Source organism: Stenotrophomonas terrae, assembly GCF_001431465.1.
Lineage (GTDB): Bacteria > Pseudomonadota > Gammaproteobacteria > Xanthomonadales > Xanthomonadaceae > Stenotrophomonas > Stenotrophomonas terrae.
The window spans coordinates 57311-79109 of record NZ_LDJJ01000013.1; the positions used below are offsets into that span (position 1 = coordinate 57311).

General features: G+C 65.3%; 17 protein-coding genes. 12 read left to right on the forward strand and 5 right to left on the reverse strand.

What is annotated here, in order from left to right:
- Window positions 1-63: 63 nt before the first annotated feature.
- The 5 genes from leuS to ABB27_RS04885 form a co-directional block, all read right to left on the reverse strand.
- The gene (gene leuS / locus ABB27_RS04865) at window positions 64-2706 is read right to left on the reverse strand and encodes a leucine--tRNA ligase (RefSeq protein WP_057627143.1); all 2643 of its coding nucleotides are present in this window, start codon (window positions 2704-2706) and stop codon (window positions 64-66) included.
- Window positions 2707-2909: 203 nt separating this feature from the next.
- Entirely contained in the window at window positions 2910-3512 is a 603-nt protein-coding gene (locus ABB27_RS04870; protein ID WP_057627144.1) for a DUF998 domain-containing protein, read from the reverse strand.
- Window positions 3513-3620: 108 nt separating this feature from the next.
- A complete protein-coding gene (locus tag ABB27_RS04875) occupies window positions 3621-4400 on the reverse strand; it encodes an OmpA family protein (protein WP_057627101.1) in 780 nt (259 codons plus the stop codon).
- 55 nt (window positions 4401-4455) lie between these two features.
- A complete protein-coding gene (locus ABB27_RS04880; protein ID WP_057627102.1) occupies window positions 4456-8583 on the reverse strand; it encodes an ESPR-type extended signal peptide-containing protein in 4128 nt (1375 codons plus the stop codon).
- Between the two features lie 200 nt (window positions 8584-8783).
- A complete protein-coding gene (locus tag ABB27_RS04885; protein ID WP_057627145.1) occupies window positions 8784-9737 on the reverse strand; it encodes a helix-turn-helix domain-containing protein in 954 nt (317 codons plus the stop codon).
- 487 nt (window positions 9738-10224) lie between these two features.
- Here ABB27_RS04885 and ABB27_RS04890 point away from each other — a divergent pair, with 487 nt between their 5' ends.
- From ABB27_RS04890 to ABB27_RS04945, 12 genes are read left to right on the forward strand one after another with little or no spacing between them, the layout of a single operon-like run.
- A complete protein-coding gene (locus ABB27_RS04890; protein WP_057627103.1) occupies window positions 10225-10416 on the forward strand; it encodes a Flp family type IVb pilin in 192 nt (63 codons plus the stop codon).
- 15 nt (window positions 10417-10431) lie between these two features.
- A complete protein-coding gene (locus ABB27_RS04895) occupies window positions 10432-10965 on the forward strand; it encodes an A24 family peptidase (protein ID WP_057627104.1) in 534 nt (177 codons plus the stop codon).
- Window positions 10958-11440, forward strand: coding sequence for a pilus assembly protein TadE (locus ABB27_RS04900; protein WP_057627105.1), 483 nt, complete (start codon window positions 10958-10960; stop codon window positions 11438-11440). The genes ABB27_RS04895 and ABB27_RS04900 overlap by 8 nt, the downstream gene beginning before the upstream one ends.
- Window positions 11441-11470: 30 nt before the next feature.
- The gene (gene cpaB / locus ABB27_RS04905) at window positions 11471-12529 is read left to right on the forward strand and encodes a Flp pilus assembly protein CpaB (protein ID WP_057627106.1); all 1059 of its coding nucleotides are present in this window, start codon (window positions 11471-11473) and stop codon (window positions 12527-12529) included.
- Between the two features lie 14 nt (window positions 12530-12543).
- On the forward strand, window positions 12544-13863 hold the full coding sequence (locus ABB27_RS04910; RefSeq protein ID WP_425477495.1) for a type II and III secretion system protein family protein: 1320 nt from the start codon (window positions 12544-12546) through the stop codon (window positions 13861-13863).
- A gap of 27 nt (window positions 13864-13890) precedes the next feature.
- Complete coding sequence (locus tag ABB27_RS04915; RefSeq protein ID WP_152984442.1) at window positions 13891-15141, forward strand: CpaE/TadZ family protein; 1251 nt, start codon at window positions 13891-13893, stop codon at window positions 15139-15141.
- A 2-nt stretch (window positions 15142-15143) separates the two neighbouring features.
- Window positions 15144-16499 (forward strand): TadA family conjugal transfer-associated ATPase, encoded by a 1356-nt coding sequence (locus ABB27_RS04920; RefSeq protein WP_057627108.1) that lies wholly within the window; start codon window positions 15144-15146, stop codon window positions 16497-16499.
- Window positions 16496-17410 (forward strand): type II secretion system F family protein, encoded by a 915-nt coding sequence (locus tag ABB27_RS04925; RefSeq protein ID WP_057627109.1) that lies wholly within the window; start codon window positions 16496-16498, stop codon window positions 17408-17410. The genes ABB27_RS04920 and ABB27_RS04925 overlap by 4 nt, the downstream gene beginning before the upstream one ends.
- Before the next feature lie 34 nt (window positions 17411-17444).
- Window positions 17445-18377, forward strand: coding sequence for a type II secretion system F family protein (locus ABB27_RS04930; RefSeq protein WP_057627110.1), 933 nt, complete (start codon window positions 17445-17447; stop codon window positions 18375-18377).
- Entirely contained in the window at window positions 18377-19204 is an 828-nt protein-coding gene (locus ABB27_RS04935; RefSeq protein ID WP_057627111.1) for a tetratricopeptide repeat protein, read from the forward strand. Before ABB27_RS04930 ends, ABB27_RS04935 begins: the two co-directional genes overlap by 1 nt.
- Window positions 19201-19593 (forward strand): DUF3613 domain-containing protein, encoded by a 393-nt coding sequence (locus ABB27_RS04940; RefSeq protein ID WP_057627112.1) that lies wholly within the window; start codon window positions 19201-19203, stop codon window positions 19591-19593. Before ABB27_RS04935 ends, ABB27_RS04940 begins: the two co-directional genes overlap by 4 nt.
- A gap of 8 nt (window positions 19594-19601) precedes the next feature.
- Window positions 19602-21749 carry a TadG family pilus assembly protein gene (locus ABB27_RS04945; RefSeq protein WP_057627113.1) on the forward strand — a complete coding sequence of 716 codons (2148 nt, stop codon included), beginning with the start codon at window positions 19602-19604 and terminating at the stop codon, window positions 21747-21749.
- The last annotated feature ends 50 nt before the right edge of the window (window positions 21750-21799 follow it).

Consider the following 21799-nt stretch of genomic DNA (forward strand, 5'->3'; position numbering starts at 1 on the left):
GCGGCAACAGGCAGCAAGCCTGCCTGATGCCGCGTGAACAGCGCTTGAGATACCCGCTGCGGCTTACGCCGCAACGATATTGACGATCTTGCCCGGCACGATGATGACCTTGCGGATGGTCAAGCCATCAAGGAACTTGGCCGTATTCGGCTCTTCCTTGGCAAGGACTTCGATCTGCTCGCGCGAAGTATCGGCAGCCACGTCGATGGTGCCACGCAGCTTGCCGTTGACCTGCACGGCCAGGGTCAGCGAGTCCTTGACCAGCGCCGCCGCGTCCACCTGCGGGAACGGCTGGTCTTCGAGCAGCGTTTCCGCGTGACCCAACAGCTGCCACATGCCGTGACAGGCGTGCGGGGTAATCGGGTTCAGCAGCAACACGGCCGCCTGCAGGGCTTCCTGGCGGACCGCACGGCCCTGCACGCTGGCATCGTCGAACTTGGCCAATGCGTTCAGCAGCTCCATCACCGCCGCAATGGCGGTGTTGAAGGAGTGGCGCCGGCCGTAATCGTCGCTGACCTTGCCGATGGTTTCGTGGGTCTTGCGGCGCATCGCCTTCTGCTCGGCGCTCAGTGCTGCAGTATCCAGCGCCGGCGCAACACCGTCGGCAACGTGCTTGTGCACCATCGCCCACAGCCGGCGCAGGAAGCGCGCCATACCGTCGACGCCGGCCTCGTTCCACTCCAGCGACTGTTCCGGCGGTGCGGCGAACATCGAGAACAGGCGCACCGTGTCGGCGCCGTACTTGGCCACCATGGTCTGCGGATCGACGCCGTTGTTCTTGGACTTGGACATCTTCTCGGTGCCACCGATCACCACCGGCTGGCCGTCGGTCCGCAGGGTTGCACCGATGATGCGACCACGCTCATCGCGCACCGTGTCCACGTCGGCCGGGTTGAACCAATCCTTGGAACCGTCGCTGTTCTGGCGGTAGAAGGTTTCGGCAATCACCATGCCCTGGCACAGCAGGTTCTGCGCCGGCTCGTTGCTGTCCACCATGCGCGCATCACGCAGCAGCTTGTGGAAGAAACGGAAGTACATCAGGTGCAGGATGGCGTGCTCGATGCCACCGATGTACTGGTCCACCGGCAGCCAGTAGTTGCCACGCTTGTCGACGGCCTCGCGAGCACCCGGCGAGGTGTAACGGGCGTAATACCAGCTCGACTCCATGAAGGTGTCGAAGGTGTCGGTTTCGCGCTCGGCCGCGCCGCCGCAGTCCGGGCAGGTAGTCTTGCGCCATTCCAGATCGGCCTTGATCGGCGAACCGGTACCGTTGAGCGTCACGTCTTCGGGCAGGATCACCGGCAACTGGTCTTCCGGCACCGGCACCGCGCCACACTTGTCGCAGTAGATCACCGGGATCGGGCAGCCCCAGTAGCGCTGGCGGCTGACGCCCCAGTCGCGCAGGCGGTAGTTGACCCGGCGCTGGCCCTGCGCCTTGCGTTCAAAACGCTCGGCCAATGCCTCGAACGCGCCCTGGAAATCCAGGCCATCGAACTCGGCCGAATTGACCAGCTCGGTTTCGCGGCTCTTGTCGCCGTACCAATCCTGCCAACGCGTGTCGTCGTAGTTGCGTTCGTCGTCGTTCTTCGGCGACTTCAGCGCGATGACCTGCTTCTTGGGCAGCGCGTACTTGGTAGCGAATTCGAAATCGCGCTGATCGTGGCCGGGGACAGCCATCACCGCGCCGGTGCCGTAGCCCATCAACACGAAGTTGGCGACCCAGATCGGCACCTGCTCGCCGCTGACCGGATGGATGGCACGCAGGCCGGTGTCCATGCCGCGCTTTTCCTGGGTTTCCAGTTCCGCCTCGGAGACACCGCCCTGCTTCAGCTCGGCCAGCAGTGCAGCCAGCTGCGGATTGTTCTTTGCCGCGTGCACGGCCAGCGGGTGTTCGCCGGCAATGGAGACGAAGCTCACGCCCATCACGGTGTCCGGACGGGTGGTGAACACGCGCAGCGGATCCAATGCAGCGCCGTCCAGGTCACGCACGTCGAACTGGATTTCCAGGCCTTCGGAGCGGCCGATCCAGTTGCGCTGCATGGTCTTGACCGAATCCGGCCAGCCCGGCAGTTCATCCAGGCCATCCAGCAATTCCTGGGCATAGTCGGTGATGCGCAGGAACCACTGCGGGATCTCGCGCTTCTCGACCAGGGCGCCGGAACGCCAGCCGCGGCCGTCGATGACCTGCTCGTTGGCCAGCACGGTGTTGTCGACCGGGTCCCAGTTCACCACCGAGTTGCGGCGGTAAGCCAGGCCCTTGCGCATCAGCCGGGTGAACATGCGCTGTTCGTGCACGTAGTACTCGGGCGTGCAGGTGGCGAACTCGCGCGACCAGTCGATCGCATAGCCCATGGCCTTGAACTGGCCACGCATGTGCGCAATGTTGGCGTAGGTCCACTTGGCCGGCGCGGTCTTGTTCTTGATCGCGGCATTTTCGGCCGGCAGGCCGAACGCATCCCAGCCCATCGGCTGCAGCACGTTGAAGCCGGTCATGCGCTTGTAGCGGCTGATGACGTCGCCAATGGTGTAGTTGCGCACATGGCCCATGTGCAGCGCACCGGACGGGTACGGAAGCATCGACAAGCAGTAGTACTTGGGCTTGTCCGAGGTTTCGTTCACCTCGAATGCTTTCTCGGCCTCCCAGAATTTCTGGGCGGCGGCTTCAACCTGCTGGGGATCGTAGATATTCGGTTCGACGCTGGACATGTCAACGCTGGGCAACGGCAAAGCGGCAAAGGGTACCGCAGTGCATCATTGCACTCCAATCCGGCCGCAGACCAGCACCCAGCAACCCCCGCAGGTTATTGAAATATAGAGCTTTTAAAAAAACAGACGTTTCCCGAAACACCATTACCCGGCTTGCTTGCGCGTGCCCTGCCCTGCAATTGCCGCGGTTGCACCCGCGCAACTCAGCTGCGCGGCGGCGCCAACCGGGCCGCGCCCGCCAGCCATATCAGCCAGGCCAGGAAAGCCAAACGCTGTGCCATTGCCACCGGCATGGCGACTTCGAACAGGAAAGCACTACAGACCACCCACAGCGCACAGACCAGGGTCAGCGTCGACAGGGGCCGCCACGCACTCGCCTTGCTGGCACCGAAACGCAGGGCGATGGCGGCCGCGCTGAACGCCAACAACCACAACAGCCAGGCACTGGCATGGAACTGGCTGGCGCGGTTCTCGATATCGTCCACATCCAGCGGGAACAAGCCCATCGCGGCAAAGGCGATGGCCGCCAGCAACAACATCTGCCCGCCGACCCGCAACGGGCGCGGCGCTGCCGCCGGCATGCGCAGGATCAGATCCAGTGCAGCAATCGCCGCCAGCAGGCCCGGCAAGACGAAGCCCAGCAGGCTGAATGCCATGCCGCCGGAAATACCGCGCGCACCCAGCAATGACACCGGATGCAGCAACTGGTCATAGCCGTGCAGCCGTGCGCCGAACACCACCACCGCCACGATGAAAACCACGGCCGCCAGCGGCCCGGCCCAGCTTGTCAGCTTGTTCTGTTTCAACACCGCACACCCTGCCCCGCTTTGGCCGGGGCACAACTGCCACGACTACCGGCGGCCATTGTGAGGGCAGCGGGCGACATTCGCATTCCCCGCGAACCTCCTCGCGGTTCAGCCGCCCATTGCGGCAATCTCCACCCGCCGGTTCGGTGCCAGGCAGTCCACCAGCGCTGCCCCGCTGACCTGCTCACAAGCCACCAGTGCAGCGCTGTTGCCGCGGCCCTCGGCGTGCAGCGACGCTGCCGGAATACCGCGCTCGACCAGGTAGTTGCGTACGCTCTGCGCGCGGCGCCGCGACAGCTCCAGGTTGTAGGCATCGCTGCCGATGCGATCGGTGTAACCGATGATGGTGAGCGAGGCCTGCGCGGCACGGTCTGTGAGCTGCTGCAGAAGCTCGTCCAGTCGAGCGCGGCCAGCAGCCGACAGATTGGCGCTGTCGAAAGCGAACAGGGCATCGGCCGAAATCCGCAACGGCGCGACTACCTCTGCCGGCGGCGGAGGCGGTGGTGGCGCGGGGGGAGCGGGAGCCGGCTCCAGCAAAGCGGCACAGCTTGCTGGTTGCCACGCCTGGCCGTTGGCAACGCCGTCCGCGTCAAACCGGACCTGGAACTGGCATCGAATCGGCTCGGCCCCAACCGAACGCCGAAAATTGAATACGTAGTTCCACTCCCGCACCCCCCACAAACCTTCATTGAACTGCGGTGTCCCCAACAGGGTCTGGATCTGGCGCTTGTTCATGCCCGGCGCGTACTGCCGCAGGTTGTCCAGGTTCACGTAGGTGCCCCCGGCCGGGTAGGCGTGCGCCGGGTTCGGAAATTCTTCGCGTACCTGGCCCTTGCCACAGGCGGTCAGGGTTGCCAGCAAAGCCAGCACGGTCCATTTGGTGTTCATAGCGTCCTCGATGCATAACCATGGTTGCCCAGCTGCTACTTGCTGCTGCCCGTGATCACCACTGGAAGCCAGCCCCCACGGTCACCCCGCCGTCGCCGCGGGTATTGGCCGAACCGCTGAGCTTGTAGATCCAGCGGCCGCCATCGGTGACACCAGACACACCCACCGCCATGCTCGACTCGCCGTGGAAGGTGCTGGCCGCCATCGAGGCCATGCGCCGACCTGCCTCGGTCGGCTGCGGCAGGCCAGCCATGGCCATCGCCGAAGCGACACCGGCCGAAGCGCGGTCATCGATCCGCTTCATGTCGCGGCTGACGTCGTTGAAACGTTGATCGGTGTAGTTCTTCGACCAGTCCATGACATCCCCCATGCCCTTGTTGAGTTGCGCCACGTTGACCGCATCGGTCGGTGCCACGCCGGCACCCACGTTGTGGATCACGGTGCTGGTGCCCGGGCGGCCCATCGTCACGCTGCTGTAGTTGGTGCTGCCATCGGTGTTCTGGTCATAGCGCACCGTGCCCTGCTGCGAGGCCTGCAACTGGCGCAGGTTCACCGCATCGGTGGCCTCGCTGCCGTCGCCGACATTGCTGATCTGGCGCTCGGCACCGGCCGCACCGACCGACACGGTGTTGGCACGGTTGGCCACCGAGCCGGCACCCAGGGCCACGCTGCCGGCTGCCGACGCATTGGCGCCATCACCGATGGCCACTGCCTGGTTGCCACTGGCGGTTGCCTGCGGGCCCGCAGCCACGCTGTCCTGGCCGGTAGCCGAGGCCGCCGGCTTGGTCGAATTGACCGCGAAGTAGGCGTTGCCGGCGCCGCCGTTCTGGATGTTGTCGATGCGGTTGTTGACGTTGACGATGGAGCTATCCATTGCCGCAAAAGCGTCGGTGACATTGCCGAACGTCTGCTGGGTGGCAGCGCCGCCACTGTTGATCGAGGTGATGTTGAAGCTGGCTGCGCTCCACTGCCCGGTGCTGCTGTTGTATTGCAGGGTGCCGCCGATGGTCGAGGCCAGCGCGGCGTTGGTGGTTGCCAGCTGGCCGCCGTTGATCGCATCGAGGCTGCCGCTGACAACACTGCCATTGGCAACATTGCCCAAGGCCACCGCTGCGCCACTGCCATCGCCGCTCAGGCGGACCTGGTTGGTGGGATTACCCGCGCCATCTGCGGTGTACAGCACCGCCAAGGGATCACTTCCGCCGGGGACGCTGCGCGGCAACAGGTTGCTCAGATTCAGCAGCGAATCACTGATCGAGCTGAAAGCGTTGCCGATGTTTGCATACGGCTGCAGCGTTGCCGTGCCCAGTACGCCAATGCTGTTGATCTGGTAATTCGGCGCAGCGAGCACGCCGCCAGTGAAGCTTGCGCCGCCCCCCAGAGTGGTCGCCATCGAGCTACCCAGTGCGAACAGCTGCCCCCCATTGACCGCCTCCATGCCGCCCGCCGCGACCGCGCCGGCAGCAACATTGGCCAGCACGGTGCCATTGGCCGCCTGGCCGCCACCGAGCGTGACCTTGCTGTAGTTGACGACGCCATTGGCATCCTCGTCATAAACCACTGCGGCCAACCCGAGATCATCGATCTGATCCAATGCGCCGCGCAGCTGTTTGACGTTCACCGCATCGGTGTCCAGGCTGCCGGCGGCGACATGGGTGATCTGGCGTTCGCGTCCGGTCGAGCCCACCGCCACTTCGCCGATCGAGGTCTGTGCGGTGGTCAGGCCGAAGGCGGCGTAATTGTCCTGGCCACCGCGCGCGGCATCGGACTTGTAGCCCAGGGCAACGCTGTTGGCCTTGTCCGAGGTTGCCCCGGCACCGAGCAGGGTCTGCGCATTGGCCGTGCCCTTGGCACTGTCCCCCACCACCACCGAGTGACCTTGGCGCGCGTCGTAATCGGCAGTGGGAACGCCGGTCTTGCCGCCGGTGGCGTCGACGAACACCTGGTCGGCGGTCTGTGCGGCCAACCGATGCTCGGCATTGCTGCCGATCACCACTTCCTTGGACCCATTGGCAAAGGCGCCATCGCCGATCAACACCTGATAGTCCTGCGCAGCCGGCACTGCCCAGCATTTGACCTGGGCCACACCGAGCAGGTCCAGGCAGTCCGAAGCCCAGGCCGGCGCGCCGTCGGGCAGCACCAGTCCCAGCAGGCCGCCCGGGTCGCCGTTATTGATGTTGGTGATGTAGCTGTCGGAAGTGACACCGCCGATCAGGGTCAGGTGCGAGTTGCTGCCGGTGGCCAGGCCTCCCAGGCCATCCAACACTTCACCGACCGGACTGAGATTCACCAGCGGCAAGGTGTTCAGCAGCTCCAACGACGAATAGGTCTGCATCACATTGGTGCTGTTGACCTTCAGGCTGCCGCTCTGGATGTAGGGATTGCCCCCGAGCAGCGAGGTCAGCGGCGCATCCACCAGCTGGTTCACCGAACCCACCAGTCCACCGTTGCCGACAATCAGGCCCGACGGACCGGGCGCTGCGGGTGGCGCCGCACTGGGTATGACCGGGTTGCCGGTCAGGCCACCCACCACGTTCGACAGCCCGCCGGTCACGCCACCGACAACGCCGCTCAAGGTACCTGTCAGCCCGCCCACACCGGAACCGGACCCGGTAATACCACCGAGCGTGTTGCCGGTAGCGCCAAGCAGGGTCGATGCGGTGGTATCCACCGTGCCCAGCAGGTTCTGCACGGTGCCGGCGACGTCACCATTGGCAAGCGCACCGGTGGTGTCCTTCAGCCCGCCGGTCAGCGCGCCCACCGTGCCGGTGATGCCGGTACCCAAGGTGCTCGATCCGGTCACACCGCCCACCACCGCACCCAGCAGGCCACCAACGCCATCCAGCACCGGCGCCACACCGTTGACCAAGCCATTCACCAATCCACCCAGGCCGGTGCCCTTGGCGACCCCGCCGGTCAAATCCTCGACCGCACCCAGCGCCCCGGTCAGGGTTCCGCGCACCGGGTTGCCGCCTTCCTGGCTGCCCGGCAACAACAGCCCCGTCACGCCCGCGACACCGCCGCCCACGTGCCCGGTCAGCGATGTCACCGTCGTACCCGCATGTGAGGCAAGCGTCTGCACTGCCGCCACCGGCTGGCCAGTCAGTACTTCATCGGTCAGCTCCTTGACCGCGCCGGCGGTTGAAACCAGCGTGCCCTGCAACGGACTGCCGCCCGGCTGGCTGCCCGGCAACAACGCGCCGGTCAGGCCGGCAACCTCGCCGCCCACGTGCTGGGTGAGCGATGCCACCGTGCTACCCGCATGCGAGGTAAGCGTCTGCACTGCCGCTACCGGCTGGCCCGTCAGCACTTCGCCGGTGAGCTCCTTGACCGCGCCGGCCGTTGAAACCAGCGTGCCCTGCAACGGACTGCCGCCCTGCTGGCTGCCCGGCAACAACGCGCCGGTCAGGCCGGCGACGCTGCCGCCCACATGCTGGGTCAGCGATGCCACGGTGGTACCGGCGTGCGAGGTAAGTGTCTGCACTGCGGCCAGCGGCTTGCCGGTCACTACTTCACCGGTCAGTTCCTTGACCGCACCTGCCGTTGAAACCAGCGTGCCGTGCAAGGGGCTTCCGCCTTCTTCCTTGCCCGGCAGCAGCACCGCGGCGAGACCTTGCAGGCCTGCGCCGGTGCCGGTAAGCGGACCGACCGTCGCGGTCACTGTTGCATTGGTCGATGCGGCCAGCGGCTTTACCGCCAATGCGGCATCGGCAACCACGGCCAACGCCGCCGCGGGTGCGGCGGTCGAACCGTGCGGGCGCAGCTGCGGCAATGCCGCGCGTACACCGAGCTGGGCACGCACTGCGGCTGGCGCTGCTGCGGTCCGCGGCTTGAGCGACACGGCCGCCGCTGCATCCACCTGCAGCACCGCCGGCAGGTTCAGCGCTGTATTGAGCGACACACCTGCATTCACGGCGGGCAGTTGGGTAGCAACAATCTGCTGAGCGTCGGTGTTGCTGTATTTGGCGACCAGATCCTGCAGGTCGGCCAGCTTGGCGTCGGTTGCCGCCGCGGGCCCGGCCATGGCCAGCGCAATCGCGCTGCCCAGCCCGGCCAGACGCCACGACACCACCGGCGACAGCTTGTCCGGACCCGAGCTTTTGCCTTGAGCGCTGGCCAATTCCGACCCCACCACAAATGCATTCAGGGTGCGGTTCCATACCAGCCGATAGATGCGGTTCATTTGGGGCCTCCAGCTCAACCCCACCAGGCGTGGAGGGGTTCTCTCTGTGAGTCCAGTACAGCGCTGCAGCGCGCCGCTACTTACCCGCATCCGGCACAGCAATACGTTGATTTGGCAAACCGTTGCCCGTTAACGGCACGCCGATGCACGTAATCGGCAAGCAGCCACCGGCGTTTGATGCCCATCACACTCCGCAGGGATCAAGCCGGGCTGTAGGTGCCGCGCATCAAGGTCTCGCTCGGCAACTCGCCGAACACCTTGCGGTAATTGTCGGCAAAGCGCGATAGATCCCACAGGCCACAACTCAGTGCGATCGACTTGACCGACTTGCGCCCGGCATCGGCGCTGGACAGGCTGCGACAGGCTTCGCACAGGCGCAGCATCGACAGATAGCGCACGGGCGAAATGCCCACCAGCTCCTCGAACGCATAGCGCAGCGCGCGCTCGCTGACACCGGCTGCATCGCATAGCTCATGCATATAGATATGCCGGCGCAGGTTGGCATACATCATGTCTTCGGCGCGGCGGAAGATAAGGTATCTGACGCGCCGACTGCGATTGCAGCCGCCACGTTCGGGCGGTCCGTTGGTGACAACCTCTTTGACGTGGGCATCAAGCATCGCGTCTATTTCTTCGGCGCCCACTTCGCCCTGCTGGATGCGCTCATGCAAGCCCTTGTAGTAATCCTGCAAGGGCACATGCGGGCGCGCGCTCAGCAGCGGCACCGCCGCCGCTTCATCGCCCAGGCCACCCAGCCGCTGTGCAGCGGCACGTTCCTGGAAGCGCTTCACCGGCACCAGTACGAAGGTGACACGGCTGCCCGCACCCAAGGCGAACTCGGTAACGCCCTCGGGCATCACCGACACGATATTGCCCGACTGCAGGGGTACGCCATGGCACCAGCTGCTTTGCGGGTCCACCGATTGCAGCCAACCCAGCAGGCACCAATCCAGCGGCAGCATGAAGCGGCCGCGCGTACGCGCGCCGACCTCGAACGTGCACAGCAGCGCCTGGTCATGGACGAAAGAGGTAATCGAAGCCGAGGGCGGCTGGTCATCAAGCAGCACGAGCTCAACGTGGCACACGCGCAGCGTGCCGCTCAGCGACGCAAGATCAAAAGACTTCAAACCATTTCCGCCGACAACCGCATCCATGTGAAAGCCTTTGCGCATCCTGGACAAGGACGCGCTTCAGAAGCCTGACCATCCGCTGCAGGTCATCCACCCAACCTGCAATCCCCTGCCGCACAGCCTGAAACCCGTACTTCCGGAGTACCACCCATGGGAACAATGGGCGCCTTCCCTCGCAATAGATACTGACAAAGAAAACAAGTCTTCACGCCGACTCCGCCATCCCGGATTAGCCAAGTCGGTCACATATATGAAAAACAATTGAATCTTGCCGAATATGCGCATGCGGCCAGCGGGGCGATTGCAATGATGTTTCCGGGCATGCGCTGCGTGCCGACAGGGGACAACGGAAGTTAGGGTAGGAAACTGCTGGCACGCCCAGCGGCCCGAGCAACCGTCGGCACACTCTTGCCGGTGTCATGCGTATCCCAATGACCTCAATCGGGCAGCAATGCCCAGCACCCGGCTACCGTCGGTGCAACACCGACACCGGGTCATCAGGGAGAACATCATGAACGCACAGCTGCGCAGGTTTTTCCGGGAAGAAGACGGTGTCACCGCACTTGAGTACGGGTTGCTGGCCGCAGTCGTGGCCGGCTTGATCATTTTCTTCGCACAAGATGGCCTGAAGACAATCTTCAAAGCTGTACTGGATAAGCTCACCGCCCTGGTCGGCGCCGGCGGCGGCACATCGACCGGCTGAGCCCAGGCCGCTGCCATGACCGCCGTCCATCTGACAGCGCTGCTGCTCGGTGCGCAGGTCGCCATCAGCGACCTGTTCGCCAGGCGCGTCTCCAACCGGGTGCTGCTGGCTGTGATGGCCTGCGTGCTGGCAATGCAGCTGCTGCAGCTCGGCGGCTCGCCATCGCTGGGCAACTGCCTGCTCGGCGGCGTAGTGGGGCTGGCTGCACTGCTGCCGTTCTATGCCATCGGTTGGATGGGCGCAGGCGATGTGAAGTTGTTTTCGGTCATCGGCTTCCTGCTGGGCGGCAGTGCTCTGCTGCCGATCTGGGTGATTGCCAGCCTGGCCGCCGGTGCGCACGCGCTGATCGTCATCGCCTGGGCACCAGCGACGCGCTGCGCCCCACTGCCACTACAGCGGATGGTGCAGTCGCTGCAGGGCTCAAGCCGGTTGATGGATTGGCAGATGGATCTGCGCTCGGCGCGGCGCGGGCGGCGCGGCATCCCGTATGCGGCATACATGGGTTTGGCGATGATCGGCACCGTCGTGCAGGGGGCAGCGAATGTCTAGGCAGGCACATCCAGGCAGGCGGCGCGCACGTGGTGTGGTCACCATCGAGTTCGCACTGATGATGTTGTTCGGCGTGCTACCGCTGCTGTTGATCACCTTCACCGGGGTGATGATTTTCGCCGCCCAGCAATCCCTGGCCCTGGCCGCCGGTGAAGGCGCACGCGCATCCTTGCGCTATGGCAGCACCGCCGAGCGGCGCAGCAATGCCTGTCAGGCCGCCGCACGCTCCATGCAATGGCTGTTGAACTACTCCAATACCGCCGCTGGCTGCAGCAGCGCCAACGCCGCACCGATTGCCGTCTCTCAACCTTATGCCTGCGCTGCCGATAGCTCGGTCAAGTGCATCAAAGTGACCACGTATTACAACCATGACGCCCACCCTTTCATGCCGGGTACCGGCGCGTTGATGGGCTGGAGCATGGGCAAATCACTGAGCAGTACCGCTGTTGTTCAACTGGATCTGGGCGACCGCTGACCAGGGACTCCAAGGGGAAGGAGCTTCACGATGCCAAAGGCAATACGCATAGCTGCAATCCTGCTGCTGGTACTGGCGGCGCTGTTGATGGTGCTGGCCTTTGGACTGGGCCGCAGGGCCACGCCCGCGCCGGAAGATATGGCCAACAAGCCGGCATCGACCGGCGTGCCCAAGCGCATGCTTGTGGTGGCCAACAAGGATCTGCCAGCCGGCCACCCCATCAGCGCAGCCGACCTGTCCATCGCTGAAATGGCGCTGCCGCCCGCCAACGGCTATACCGCCATCGCCGATGTGGACGGGCGCACGCCGGCAATGAACATCGCCGCCGGTGCGATGATCAGTGCCGAACAGCTGTTGCAGGGCATCGCCGTCGGCATCAAACCCGGCGAACGCGCGGTCGCCGTGCCGGTCGACGAGCTTGCCGGGGTCAGCAACCGGGTCAGCCCTGGCGACTATGTCGATGTCTTCATGAGCCTGCAGAGCCCCGCCGCAAGTGGCAGTGGCCAGGCCAATCCGCAGGCGCGGCTTCTGCTCTCGCGCCTGCAGGTACTGGGCTACGGCAACGCCGACGTCGGCCAGGCACGCCCTGCCAGCGGCGAGCAGGACAACGCCGTCGGCGCCACCGCACCGGAACCGGGCAGCCGGGCCGAAACCATCGCCTCCCGCGACAACCGCGGCTCCACCTCGTCGAATGGCGATGCCGCGCAGGCACGCAGCGCAATCCTGGCGGTGCCGGTGCAGGATGCCGGGCGGCTGCTGCTGGCCGCACACAGCGGCAAGCTGTTCCTGGCCCTGCGCAACCCCGGCGACACTGGACTTGCCGACGAGGCGATCTTCGCCACACCGGCGCCGGTACTGGCCGTGCGCAGCAATCTGGAAGGCGCTGCCGAAGCCGCCGCGCGCCCGGAAAACCGCGCCTACGCCGGCATTGATCTGAATGCGCTGGCCGGCGACAACACCACCCGCGCGCCGGCCGCTGCCGCCAACGGCGCCGAGCCACAGCGGCGTCGCGCCGCACGTCCGGCATCGCGCCAGGGTATCGAAATCATCCGCGGTACAACCCCATCCAACCGTCTGTCTTCGCCATGACCGGGGGCTCTCTCTTGCACCAGCGTTCTTCCATCACCGCATCCGTATTGCTCGGCTTGACGCTGCTGGGCCTGGGTGGCTTTGCGCCACCGCTCACGCCCGCTGCACAGGCACAGAGCCTGGCCAATACCGTTGTGCTTGAACTCAATGAGCAGCGCCCATGGAATCTGCCGGCCGGGGTGGAACGCATCGCCATCGCCGATCCCTCCATCGCCGACATCACCCGCATCGGCCGCAACAGCGAAGCACTGCTGGTCGGCAAATCCGCCGGCAGCACCACGTTGTTGCTGTGGCTGCAGAAACAGGCGGCACCGTCACGCATCCGCGTTGAAGTGCGCAACGCCGTGCAAGGCGGTTTGCTGGATGGCAGCGGTAGCCAGCTCACCGTGCAAGGTGGCCAGGCGCTGTTGTCAGGCAGCGCGGCCTCGCTGCTGGAGCATGAGGCCAGCCGCAAGGCGGCTGCCTCGGCCATTGGCGACAAGGGCGTGATCAGCGATGCGGCCACCATTGCCAACGGCGGCGTGGTGCAGGTCGAGGTCAAGGTGGTCGAGTTCAACCGCAGCGTGCTGCGCCAGGTCGGCATCAGCTTCAAGAACATCAACGGCGGCTTCAGCTACGGCATCACCTCGCCCAGTGGCAGCAGCGACAGTGGCGGCGCGTTGTCGTCGGCATTCAAGCTGGTGGCAAGCTCGCTGCCCGGTGCCTGGAGCGCCAACATCGACCTGCTGCAGGCCAATGGCATGGCCCGCGTATTGGCCGAGCCCACCCTGGTGGCGCTGTCCGGGCAAAGCGCCAGCTTCCTGGCCGGTGGCGAGCTGCCCATCCTCGAGCCGCAAGGCCTTGGCACCACCACGGTCAGCTTCAAACCCTTCGGCATCGGCCTGACGGTCACCCCCACCGTGCTGTCAGCCGACCGCATCGCCCTGAAGGTGGCCCCCGAAGCCAGCGATCTGGACTACAGCCGCGGCATCACCCTGGATGGCACCCAGATCCCGGCCATCTCCACCCGTCGCGCCGACACCACCGTTGAGCTCGGCGATGGCGAGAGTTTCGTCATCGGCGGGCTGGTCAGCAGCCAGCTGTCCTCCAACGTCAACAAGATCCCTTTGCTGGGTGACATCCCGATACTCGGCTCGTTTTTCCGGAACCTCAGTTACAAGCGCGAGGACAAGGAACTGGTCATCGTGGTGACGCCACGTTTGGTCAAACCTTTGGCGCGCGGTACCGAGATCCCCCTGCCCGGCCAACGCGAAGCGCAACCCAAACTGCCGGTTTGGGGTGCATGGCTGCTACACCCGGCCAGTCCCGATCAACTCCCCGGCTTTTCTCGCTGAAGCGCTGCCATGCCCCCGGTGATGCCCTTGCCCCAGACCCAAAGCCATCCCGAACTGAACCTGCTGCTGTACGCGCCGGATAACCGCCATATGGCGCGTCTTGGCGCGGCACTGGCCGGGCACGCCAACCTGCGCTGGGTAGACAGCCGCGAAATCCATCCACGGCAATTGCTGGAGGGCGCCAACGGCCCGGCATTCGTGCTGCTCGATTACTGCGGTGGCAATGCCGCCTACTCCACCGATGTCGCCCGCCAGCTGCATGCCCTGCCGGGCTGCCCGGCACTGATCGGCCTGGGCACCACCGGCCCGGAACAGGCGGCCCATCTATTGGCAGCCATGCGCGCCGGCGTCTGTGACTTCATCGATGTCGACAACAGCTCAGCGCAGATGCTGGAAGTGTTTGAACGGGTGGCTGCGGTTCCCGCCCCGGCGCGTGCCGCCGCGGTACCCGAAGTCCGCGCCGATGGCCGCCTGATCGTATTGCTCGGCGTCCGCCCCGGCGTCGGCACCAGCACCTTGGCTACCCATCTGGGGGTAAGCCTGGCCGAGCAGAACCCAACCTCCCCCGACGTCGCCGGCCTGCAGGGCTGGCTGCTGCTGATCGACCTGGGCCAACCTTCCGCCGATGCCGCGCTATACCTGGGCATGGAAAGCCACTTCGGCTATGAAGAAGCGCTGCGCAATGTCGAACGCATGGACCGCACCTTTGCCGGCACCGCCTTTGCCCATCACCCCAGCGGCCTGGCATTGCTGGGCATCAGCAGCGGTACCTTGTTGAAGAAACATGAGCCGATCGCCCTGCTCGACCGCCTGCGCAGCGTGTTTCCGTTGAGCCTGTGCGATGTCGGCGGGCTGCCCCTGCAGCTGCTACCCATCACCCTGCTCAAGAGCGCATCGGAAGTGTGGCTGGTGACCGACCAGGCGATAGGCTCGCTGGTGTCGCTGGACCAGACCATGCGCGAGCTCGAAAGCCGTGGCCTGCGCGATGAGCGCCTGCAACTGATCGTCAACCGCTTCGACCCCAATGGCGGCCTGGCCGATACGCAGATTGCCCAACGCTTCAACCTGCCGCTGCTTGCGACCCTCCCCGACCGCGCGCGGGTGCTGCGTTCCAACGCCGGCCTCGGCCGCCTGCTCACCGACGCGGCACCGCGTGATGCGTATCTGAAAGCACTGTTGCCCTTGCAGCAGCGGCTGGACCGCCGTCGCGCCGCTGCACCTTCGTCCAACGCACCGGCCTCACCGCTGGCACGTCTCGCCACCTTGCTGGGTAGATAACCATGGAAGACAAAGTCACTCCCTTGTCCCCGCGTCTTGCCGTGGCAGCCCTGTCTCCCGAACCGGCACCCTGTGTTCCGTTCGAACAGACCGAGCAGTTCCAGAGCGTGCTCTCCGCCGCCCACGAATACCTGCTCAACCATGTCGAAGACCAGCGCGTGGACATCGATTCCTGGTCGCCGGAAACCATCGGCAAATACGTGCAATCGCAGACCGCGGCCTTCGTCAAGGAATGGAAGATCCCGGTCAATGCGCAGGAAATGGAAGCCGTCGCCAGCGCGCTGCAGAAGGAACTCACCGGCTTCGGCCCGCTGGATGACCTGCTGCGCGATCCGGAGATCGAAGACATCCTGATCAACGGCTACAAGGATGTGCATGTCTCGGCCGGCGGCATGCTGCGCCGCTCTACCCAGCGCTTCAGCGACGACCGCCACCTGCTGCGCATCCTGCGCCGCATCATCGCCCCGCTCGGCCGGCGCCTGGACGACTCCAACCCGATGGTCGATGCGCGCCTGCCCAATGGCGGCCGCCTCAACGCCATCATCTCGCCGCTGGCTGTCGACGGGCCGATGGTGTCGATCCGCAAGTTCCGCAAGGACCCGTTCACTCCCGATGAACTGCTCGGCCGTGGCGCCTTCGACAAACCGATGTATGCGCTGCTCAACGCGATGGTGCGCGGGCGCTGCAACATCCTTATTTCCGGCGGCACCAGCTCGGGCAAGACCTCGCTGTTGAACGCGTTGGCTACCTTCATCCCGCACAACGAACGCGTCATCACCGTCGAGGACACCGCCGAGCTGGCGCTGAATCATCCGCATGTGGTGCGCCTTGAATCGCGCATGGGCGGCTTCGATGGCAGCGGCGCGGTCAGCATCCGCGACCTGGTCCGCAACAGCCTGCGCATGCGCCCTGACCGCATCGTGGTCGGCGAGGTACGCGGCGCGGAAGTACTGGAAATGCTGCAGGCGATGAATACCGGCCATGACGGCTCGATGGCCACCGTGCATGCCAACAACGCGCGTGACTGCCTGTACCGGCTGGAGATGCTGGCCGGCTTTGCCGGCTTCCAGGGCAGCGAAGACAGCCTGCGCCGGCAGATTGCCAGCGCCATCGACTTCATCGTGCAGATCTCGCGACTGGGCAGTGGCCGCCGCGTCATCACCTCCATCACCGAGATCACCGGCGTCAGCGACAACGTCATCACCAGCCAGGAACTGTTCAAGCACGAGGTCTGGGTCGACCAGGAAAGCCGTGAGCGCGACCGCTGGGTCGGCCTGGGCTTCCACCCGCACTGCTACAAGCTCGAACCGTTCCGGCAGGAGCTGCGCGAGGCCAACATGGGGAGCTTCCCCTCATGATGATGCCGCTGCTGCTCGGGAGCCTTGCCGTGCTGCTGGTAGCGGTAGCCATGGGCCTGTGGTGGGGGCTGGCCACCCGCGTGCAGCAACGCGCCGCTGCCAGCCATGCCGACACCCGGCTGTCACGCCCCGATCCGCTGCGCGCCGCCGAGGAAGCCCGCAACCAACGGCCGCCGAGCCAGCGCTGGGCCGAACTATTGCGTCGCGCAGGACTGAAGGACTCAGCGCGCACCCTGCTGCTGATCGCCCTGCCCGGCATCGCCGTCACCATCGGCGCCGGCCTGCGTCTTGGCAGCGCCTGGTTTGGCGCGTTCGTGCTGCTGCTCTATCTGCTGGGCGTGGCACTGTGGCTGTACCGCCGCATCGACAAGATCCAGCAGCGGCTTGTCGCGCAGATGCCGGATTTCCTCGAGAACATGGTGCGCATGGCCGGCATCGGCAACAGCTTGTCGATGGCCTTCCAGAGCGCCACCCAGAATGTCGATCCACCGCTGCGACCCATCCTCGACAACGCCTTGACCTATACCCGCGCCGGCATGGATCTGGACCGTGCCCTGCAACACGCCGCACAGGCCTACCGGCTGCGGCCACTGGAAATGCTGGCGGTGATCCTGGGTACCAGCATCCGCATCGGCGGCCGCAGCGACCAGATCCTGCAACGCATGAGCGACTTCATGCGTGACCTGGAAGAAGTGCAGCGCGAGCTGCAGGCCACCACCTCCGAAACCCGCATGTCGGCCTGGGTACTGGCGTTGCTGCCGGTGGGTGCGGCCTTGTCGATGGCACTGATGAGCCCGGATTTCTTCCAGCCCATGTTCCACGACCCGCTGGGCAAGAAGATCCTGCTGATCGCGGTGCTGCTGGAGCTATGCGGCGGTTTCCTGCTGTACCGGCTGGCGAAATCGCTATGAACACACGCACGGTTTCTTCCGCCTGGAGCGCAGCATGAACCTGCTGTACACCCTCGCCATGTTGCTGGTCGTGCTCGCCCTGGTGCTGGCCGCCGGCGGCCTGCTGTATCGCGGGCGGCGCAGCCAGCAAGCTGGCGCAGCGCTGCAGAGCGCGCTGGACAGCGCCCAGCATCTTGAACAGGACAAGGCACCCAAGGCGGTGTGGTGGCGCCGTCGGCTCGCCGACCTGGCTGCCATCGGCCAGCACTTCGATGGTAGCCGCGTGCAGAAAGCGCTGCTGGCGCCGGAAGACAGGCTACTGCTGGAACAGGTTGGCTGGAGCCAGCAAAGCGGCACCGCCGCGTTCCTGGCCACGCGCCTGCTGCTTGCCCTGCTGCTGCCCCTACTGGCGGTAATGCTGATGCGCCCGCACGGCAGCGACACCCTGATCATCGTACTGGTCGGCTTCGCCCTGGGCATCCTGCTGCCCAAACTGCTGCTGCGCAGCTGGGCGGCGCGGCTGCGCCGGAAAGTGGATGAAGAACTGCCGCTGCTGATCGACCTGCTGCGCCTGCTGCAGGGCGTGGGTTTCAGCATCGACCAGAGCCTGCAGATGGTCGGCGAAAAATTGCATATCGCCATCCCGGTGCTGGGCAAGGAGCTGCAGCTGGCCAATGCCGGCTACAGCCGGGGCCGCAGCCGCGCACAGTCGCTGCGGCGGCTGTCCGAGTCGTTCGACAACGATGACCTGCGCAGCCTGATGCAGATGGTGCTGCAGGTGCACCAGCACGGTGGCGCGGTACAGGAGCCGCTCAAGCAATTTGGCATGCGCCTGCGCGAACAGCGGCGCATGAAGATGAAAGAGAAGGTCGGCAAGCTCTCGGTGAAGATGACCGTGGTGATGATGATCACCTTGCTGCCGGCCTTGATGCTGGTACTGGCCGGGCCGGCGATCATTTCGCTGGCCGCCGCGATCAAGGGAATGTAATGAACACGAAGACCGCGCTGTTGAGCGTGATGATCGCCGCCTTGCTGGCCGGCTGTGCCGGCAACCGCAATGCTTACCGGCAACCGCAAGTTGAGCCTTCGCTGGTGGAAGCCGCGCAGGATGATCGCGGCATGTACCTTGGCCTGCTCAAGCAGATGCAGGCACAAGGCGCGCACTACGCCTCGCTGGCGCATATCGACGCATTCCGGCAGCGCTTCGGCGACAGCCCGGAGCTGCGCATCCTGCAGGCCAATGCCCTGCGCGAAACCAGCGACAGCAGTGCCGCCAGCACGATCTACCGCGGCCTGACCAAGGGCCCGCAGGCGGCACCGGCCTGGCACGGCCTGGGACTGGTCGCAGCCGCCAGCGGCGACCTCGATGGCGCACGGCTGGCCCTGGACAATGCGGTACGCGCCGACCCGCTCAATGTCGCCTATCTGGGCGACCTGGGTTTTGCCTTGTTGCAGGCTGGGCAGATAGATCAGGCACGTGCGCCGCTGGCCAAGGCCGCCGAACTCGGCCCGGACAATATCCGCGCCATTTCCAATCTTGCCTTGTGGGCATTGCTGTCCGGGCAACCGGCAACGGCGGAAAGCATGATCCAGCGCGCCAACCTGCCGCCGCCCACCCGCGCGGAAATCTACCGGCTGTCGCAGACCCTGCGGCAAGCCGTGGCGGCGTCCAACGCGGCGCCGGCGCCGCTGGCCAACAGCACCACCCTGGCCGCACAGCAACGCACGGATGCCGCCTCCGCCTCACGCCCTCCCGGTTCGATGCTGGACCGTTTCAGTCCTTCCTCGTCCACCGCGCAGGAGGCAACACCATGATCCGATCCGCATCCCTTGCCGTTGCCGTTGCCGTGCTGATTACCGCGTTCAGCGCGACACCCGCAGCGGCGCAGCACGCGCCCCTGATCGAACGCATGGCCGATGGCACCGCGCCCACGGCAACTGCCAGCGACTCCAACGGCAACGCTGCGGCGGTCATGGCAACAAGCAGCACCGTTGCGGACCTGCCACGTTCGCAGATCGGCGACACCACCCGCGACCTGCTGCGCATGCAGGCCGATGGCAGCCGCGCCGGCAACGCCTTGCCGATGCTCGGCGAAGCGGCCAGCCGCAGTTATCAGCGCTACCTCAACAGCTTCGACCACCCCATTCCCGAGTACTTCGAAGCCGCACTCCCCAATTCCAAGCAAGGCGGCGGCAGCCGCTGAGGCCCACCATGCACAGCCCGCGCCCGTCATCGCTCTCCCTGTCACGCGCGCTCCGCGATCTTCCGCACAGCGCACGTCAACGCGGCGGCGCCGGTCTGCCGATGCTGCTGTTGCTGCTCGGGCTGGTGGTGATACTGGGCCTGATCGAAGTGGGCTATCTGTACTGGAGCAAGCGTGAAGTGCAGAAAACCGCCGACCTGGCCGCACTGGCCGGCGCCCAACGGCTGGAGCAGTGCACCACCGATTACAAGGACAATCTGGCCGCGCGCAGCAATGCCCTGGTCGACAACAAATTTGGCGGTCAATTGGCGATCAGCTGCGGCTACTGGGGCGCCGAACTGGCGCCGGGTACGCGCTTTGTCGGCGTCGCCAGCAGCCGGCCCTTGAACGCGGTGCAGGTCACCGCTTCGCGGCAATCGGTGCCGATGCTGGGCCAGCTCACCTCCCTGCCCCGCATCAGCGCGACCGCCGTCGCCCGCCGCATGCCACCACAGGCCGCCTTCAGCGTGGGTTCGCGCCTGCTCAACACCAACAGCAATGCGCCACTGCAGGGAATTCTGCGACTGGTCGGGGTCGACCTTACCCAGACCCAGATCGCCAGCTACCAGGGCCTGGCCAACGTCAAGATCACCCCGCGCGGCCTGCTGCAGGCCTTGGGCATCCCAGTCGCCACCGACATCAACGTCGGTGATTTCAACAACCTGCTGGCCGCCAAACAGGTTTCGGTCGGCAAGCTGCTGGAGGTGATGGCCACGCTGGCCGGCCAGCAAGGCGTCGCCGGTGTTGACCTGCGCCTGCTGCAGCAGAAACTGCTGGGCGCCGGCATCAGCGACGTACTCGTGCAACTGGGTTCCAATGGCAGCAGCAGCGGTCTGTTCGCCAAGGTTGCCGGCGGCAGCGAAGCGGCCAGCGGCGCCCTGGATTTAGATTTGAATGCTTTGGATCTGCTCGGCACCAGCATTTCCATCGCCAACTCCAAACATGCCGTTGAAGTCCCGCAACTGGACCTGCTCGGCCTGCTCAAGGCCAAGGCCAGCATCGTCGAACCGGCCTCGATCGCAATCGGCCCGGTAGGCAGCACTGCCTACAACAGCCAGGTGCGGCTGTTTCTGGATATCGACTCGCAACGGATCCCCGCACTCGGCGCGGTGCTGAACTGGCTGGGCACGCGTATCAAGTTGCCTACCTATATCGACGTGATCGATGGCTACGGGCAACTCACCGCGATCGACTGCAGCAGCCAACCAGCAACAGCCACCGTCGACGTCACCAGCGCCATTGCCAACGTCTGCATCGGCAAGGCCACCACGCCATGGAACTCGACCCGCGAGCTATGCCGCACCGGGCTGGCGGATGAATCACTGGTCAGCCTGCTCGGCCGCGACGTGCTCACCAAGAAAATCATCCTCGAGGCGCTGTCACAACGCGACCAGCTGGTGCTCAGTGAAGGACAGACCGGCACGGTCAAGCCCAACGACCTGAAAGTCGGCAAGCTGGTCTCGGACCTGGTCGATGTGCTGCTCGGCACGGTGCAATCCCTGTTCACTCCACAGGGCAACAGCAGCACCGCCGCCAAGGACCTGGCCGTGCAGTATCTGGAAGCCACCCAGAAGAACGGCCTGTATCAGCCCGCCGCGGTGGTGCAGGCGCTGCAGAATGGCAACACCGCGGCCAACCTGCCGGCGCTGGGCAGTTGGGTCACCGAGATCCCTACCTGCGAGAGCTGGGTACTGGGCTGCACGCCAAAAAAAGTACAGGGCGAGGTCTGGCAGGGGTTTCTCTACGAAACCACACTGAGCAAGCCCAACCTGATCGGCGGCCTGCTCGACGTGCTCGGGCTGACCTCCTGCCAGGGTTTGATTGCCGGGCTGGGCTTCAATGACTGCGTGAGCAATTCGCTGGCCAAATACCTGCAGACCAAACCGGGGGGGCTCAGCGGCAACGGCAGCTACAACCCGGTCACCGGCAGCGGCACCTGCAGCAGCGTGCTGTGCCTGCTGCTCAAGCCAGTGGTGGACAACCTGCTGCGGCCCCTGCTCGACGGCGTCGGCAAGCTGTTGTCGAACCTGCTGTCCGACGTCTTGGGGCTGCAGCTGGGCCGCACCGACGTGCATATGCAGTCGATCCAATGTGGCCGCAGCCAGCTGGTCGAATGAGTACCCTCCCAAACAAGGCAAACGCCCACACCACCGGCCTTTTCGCCACC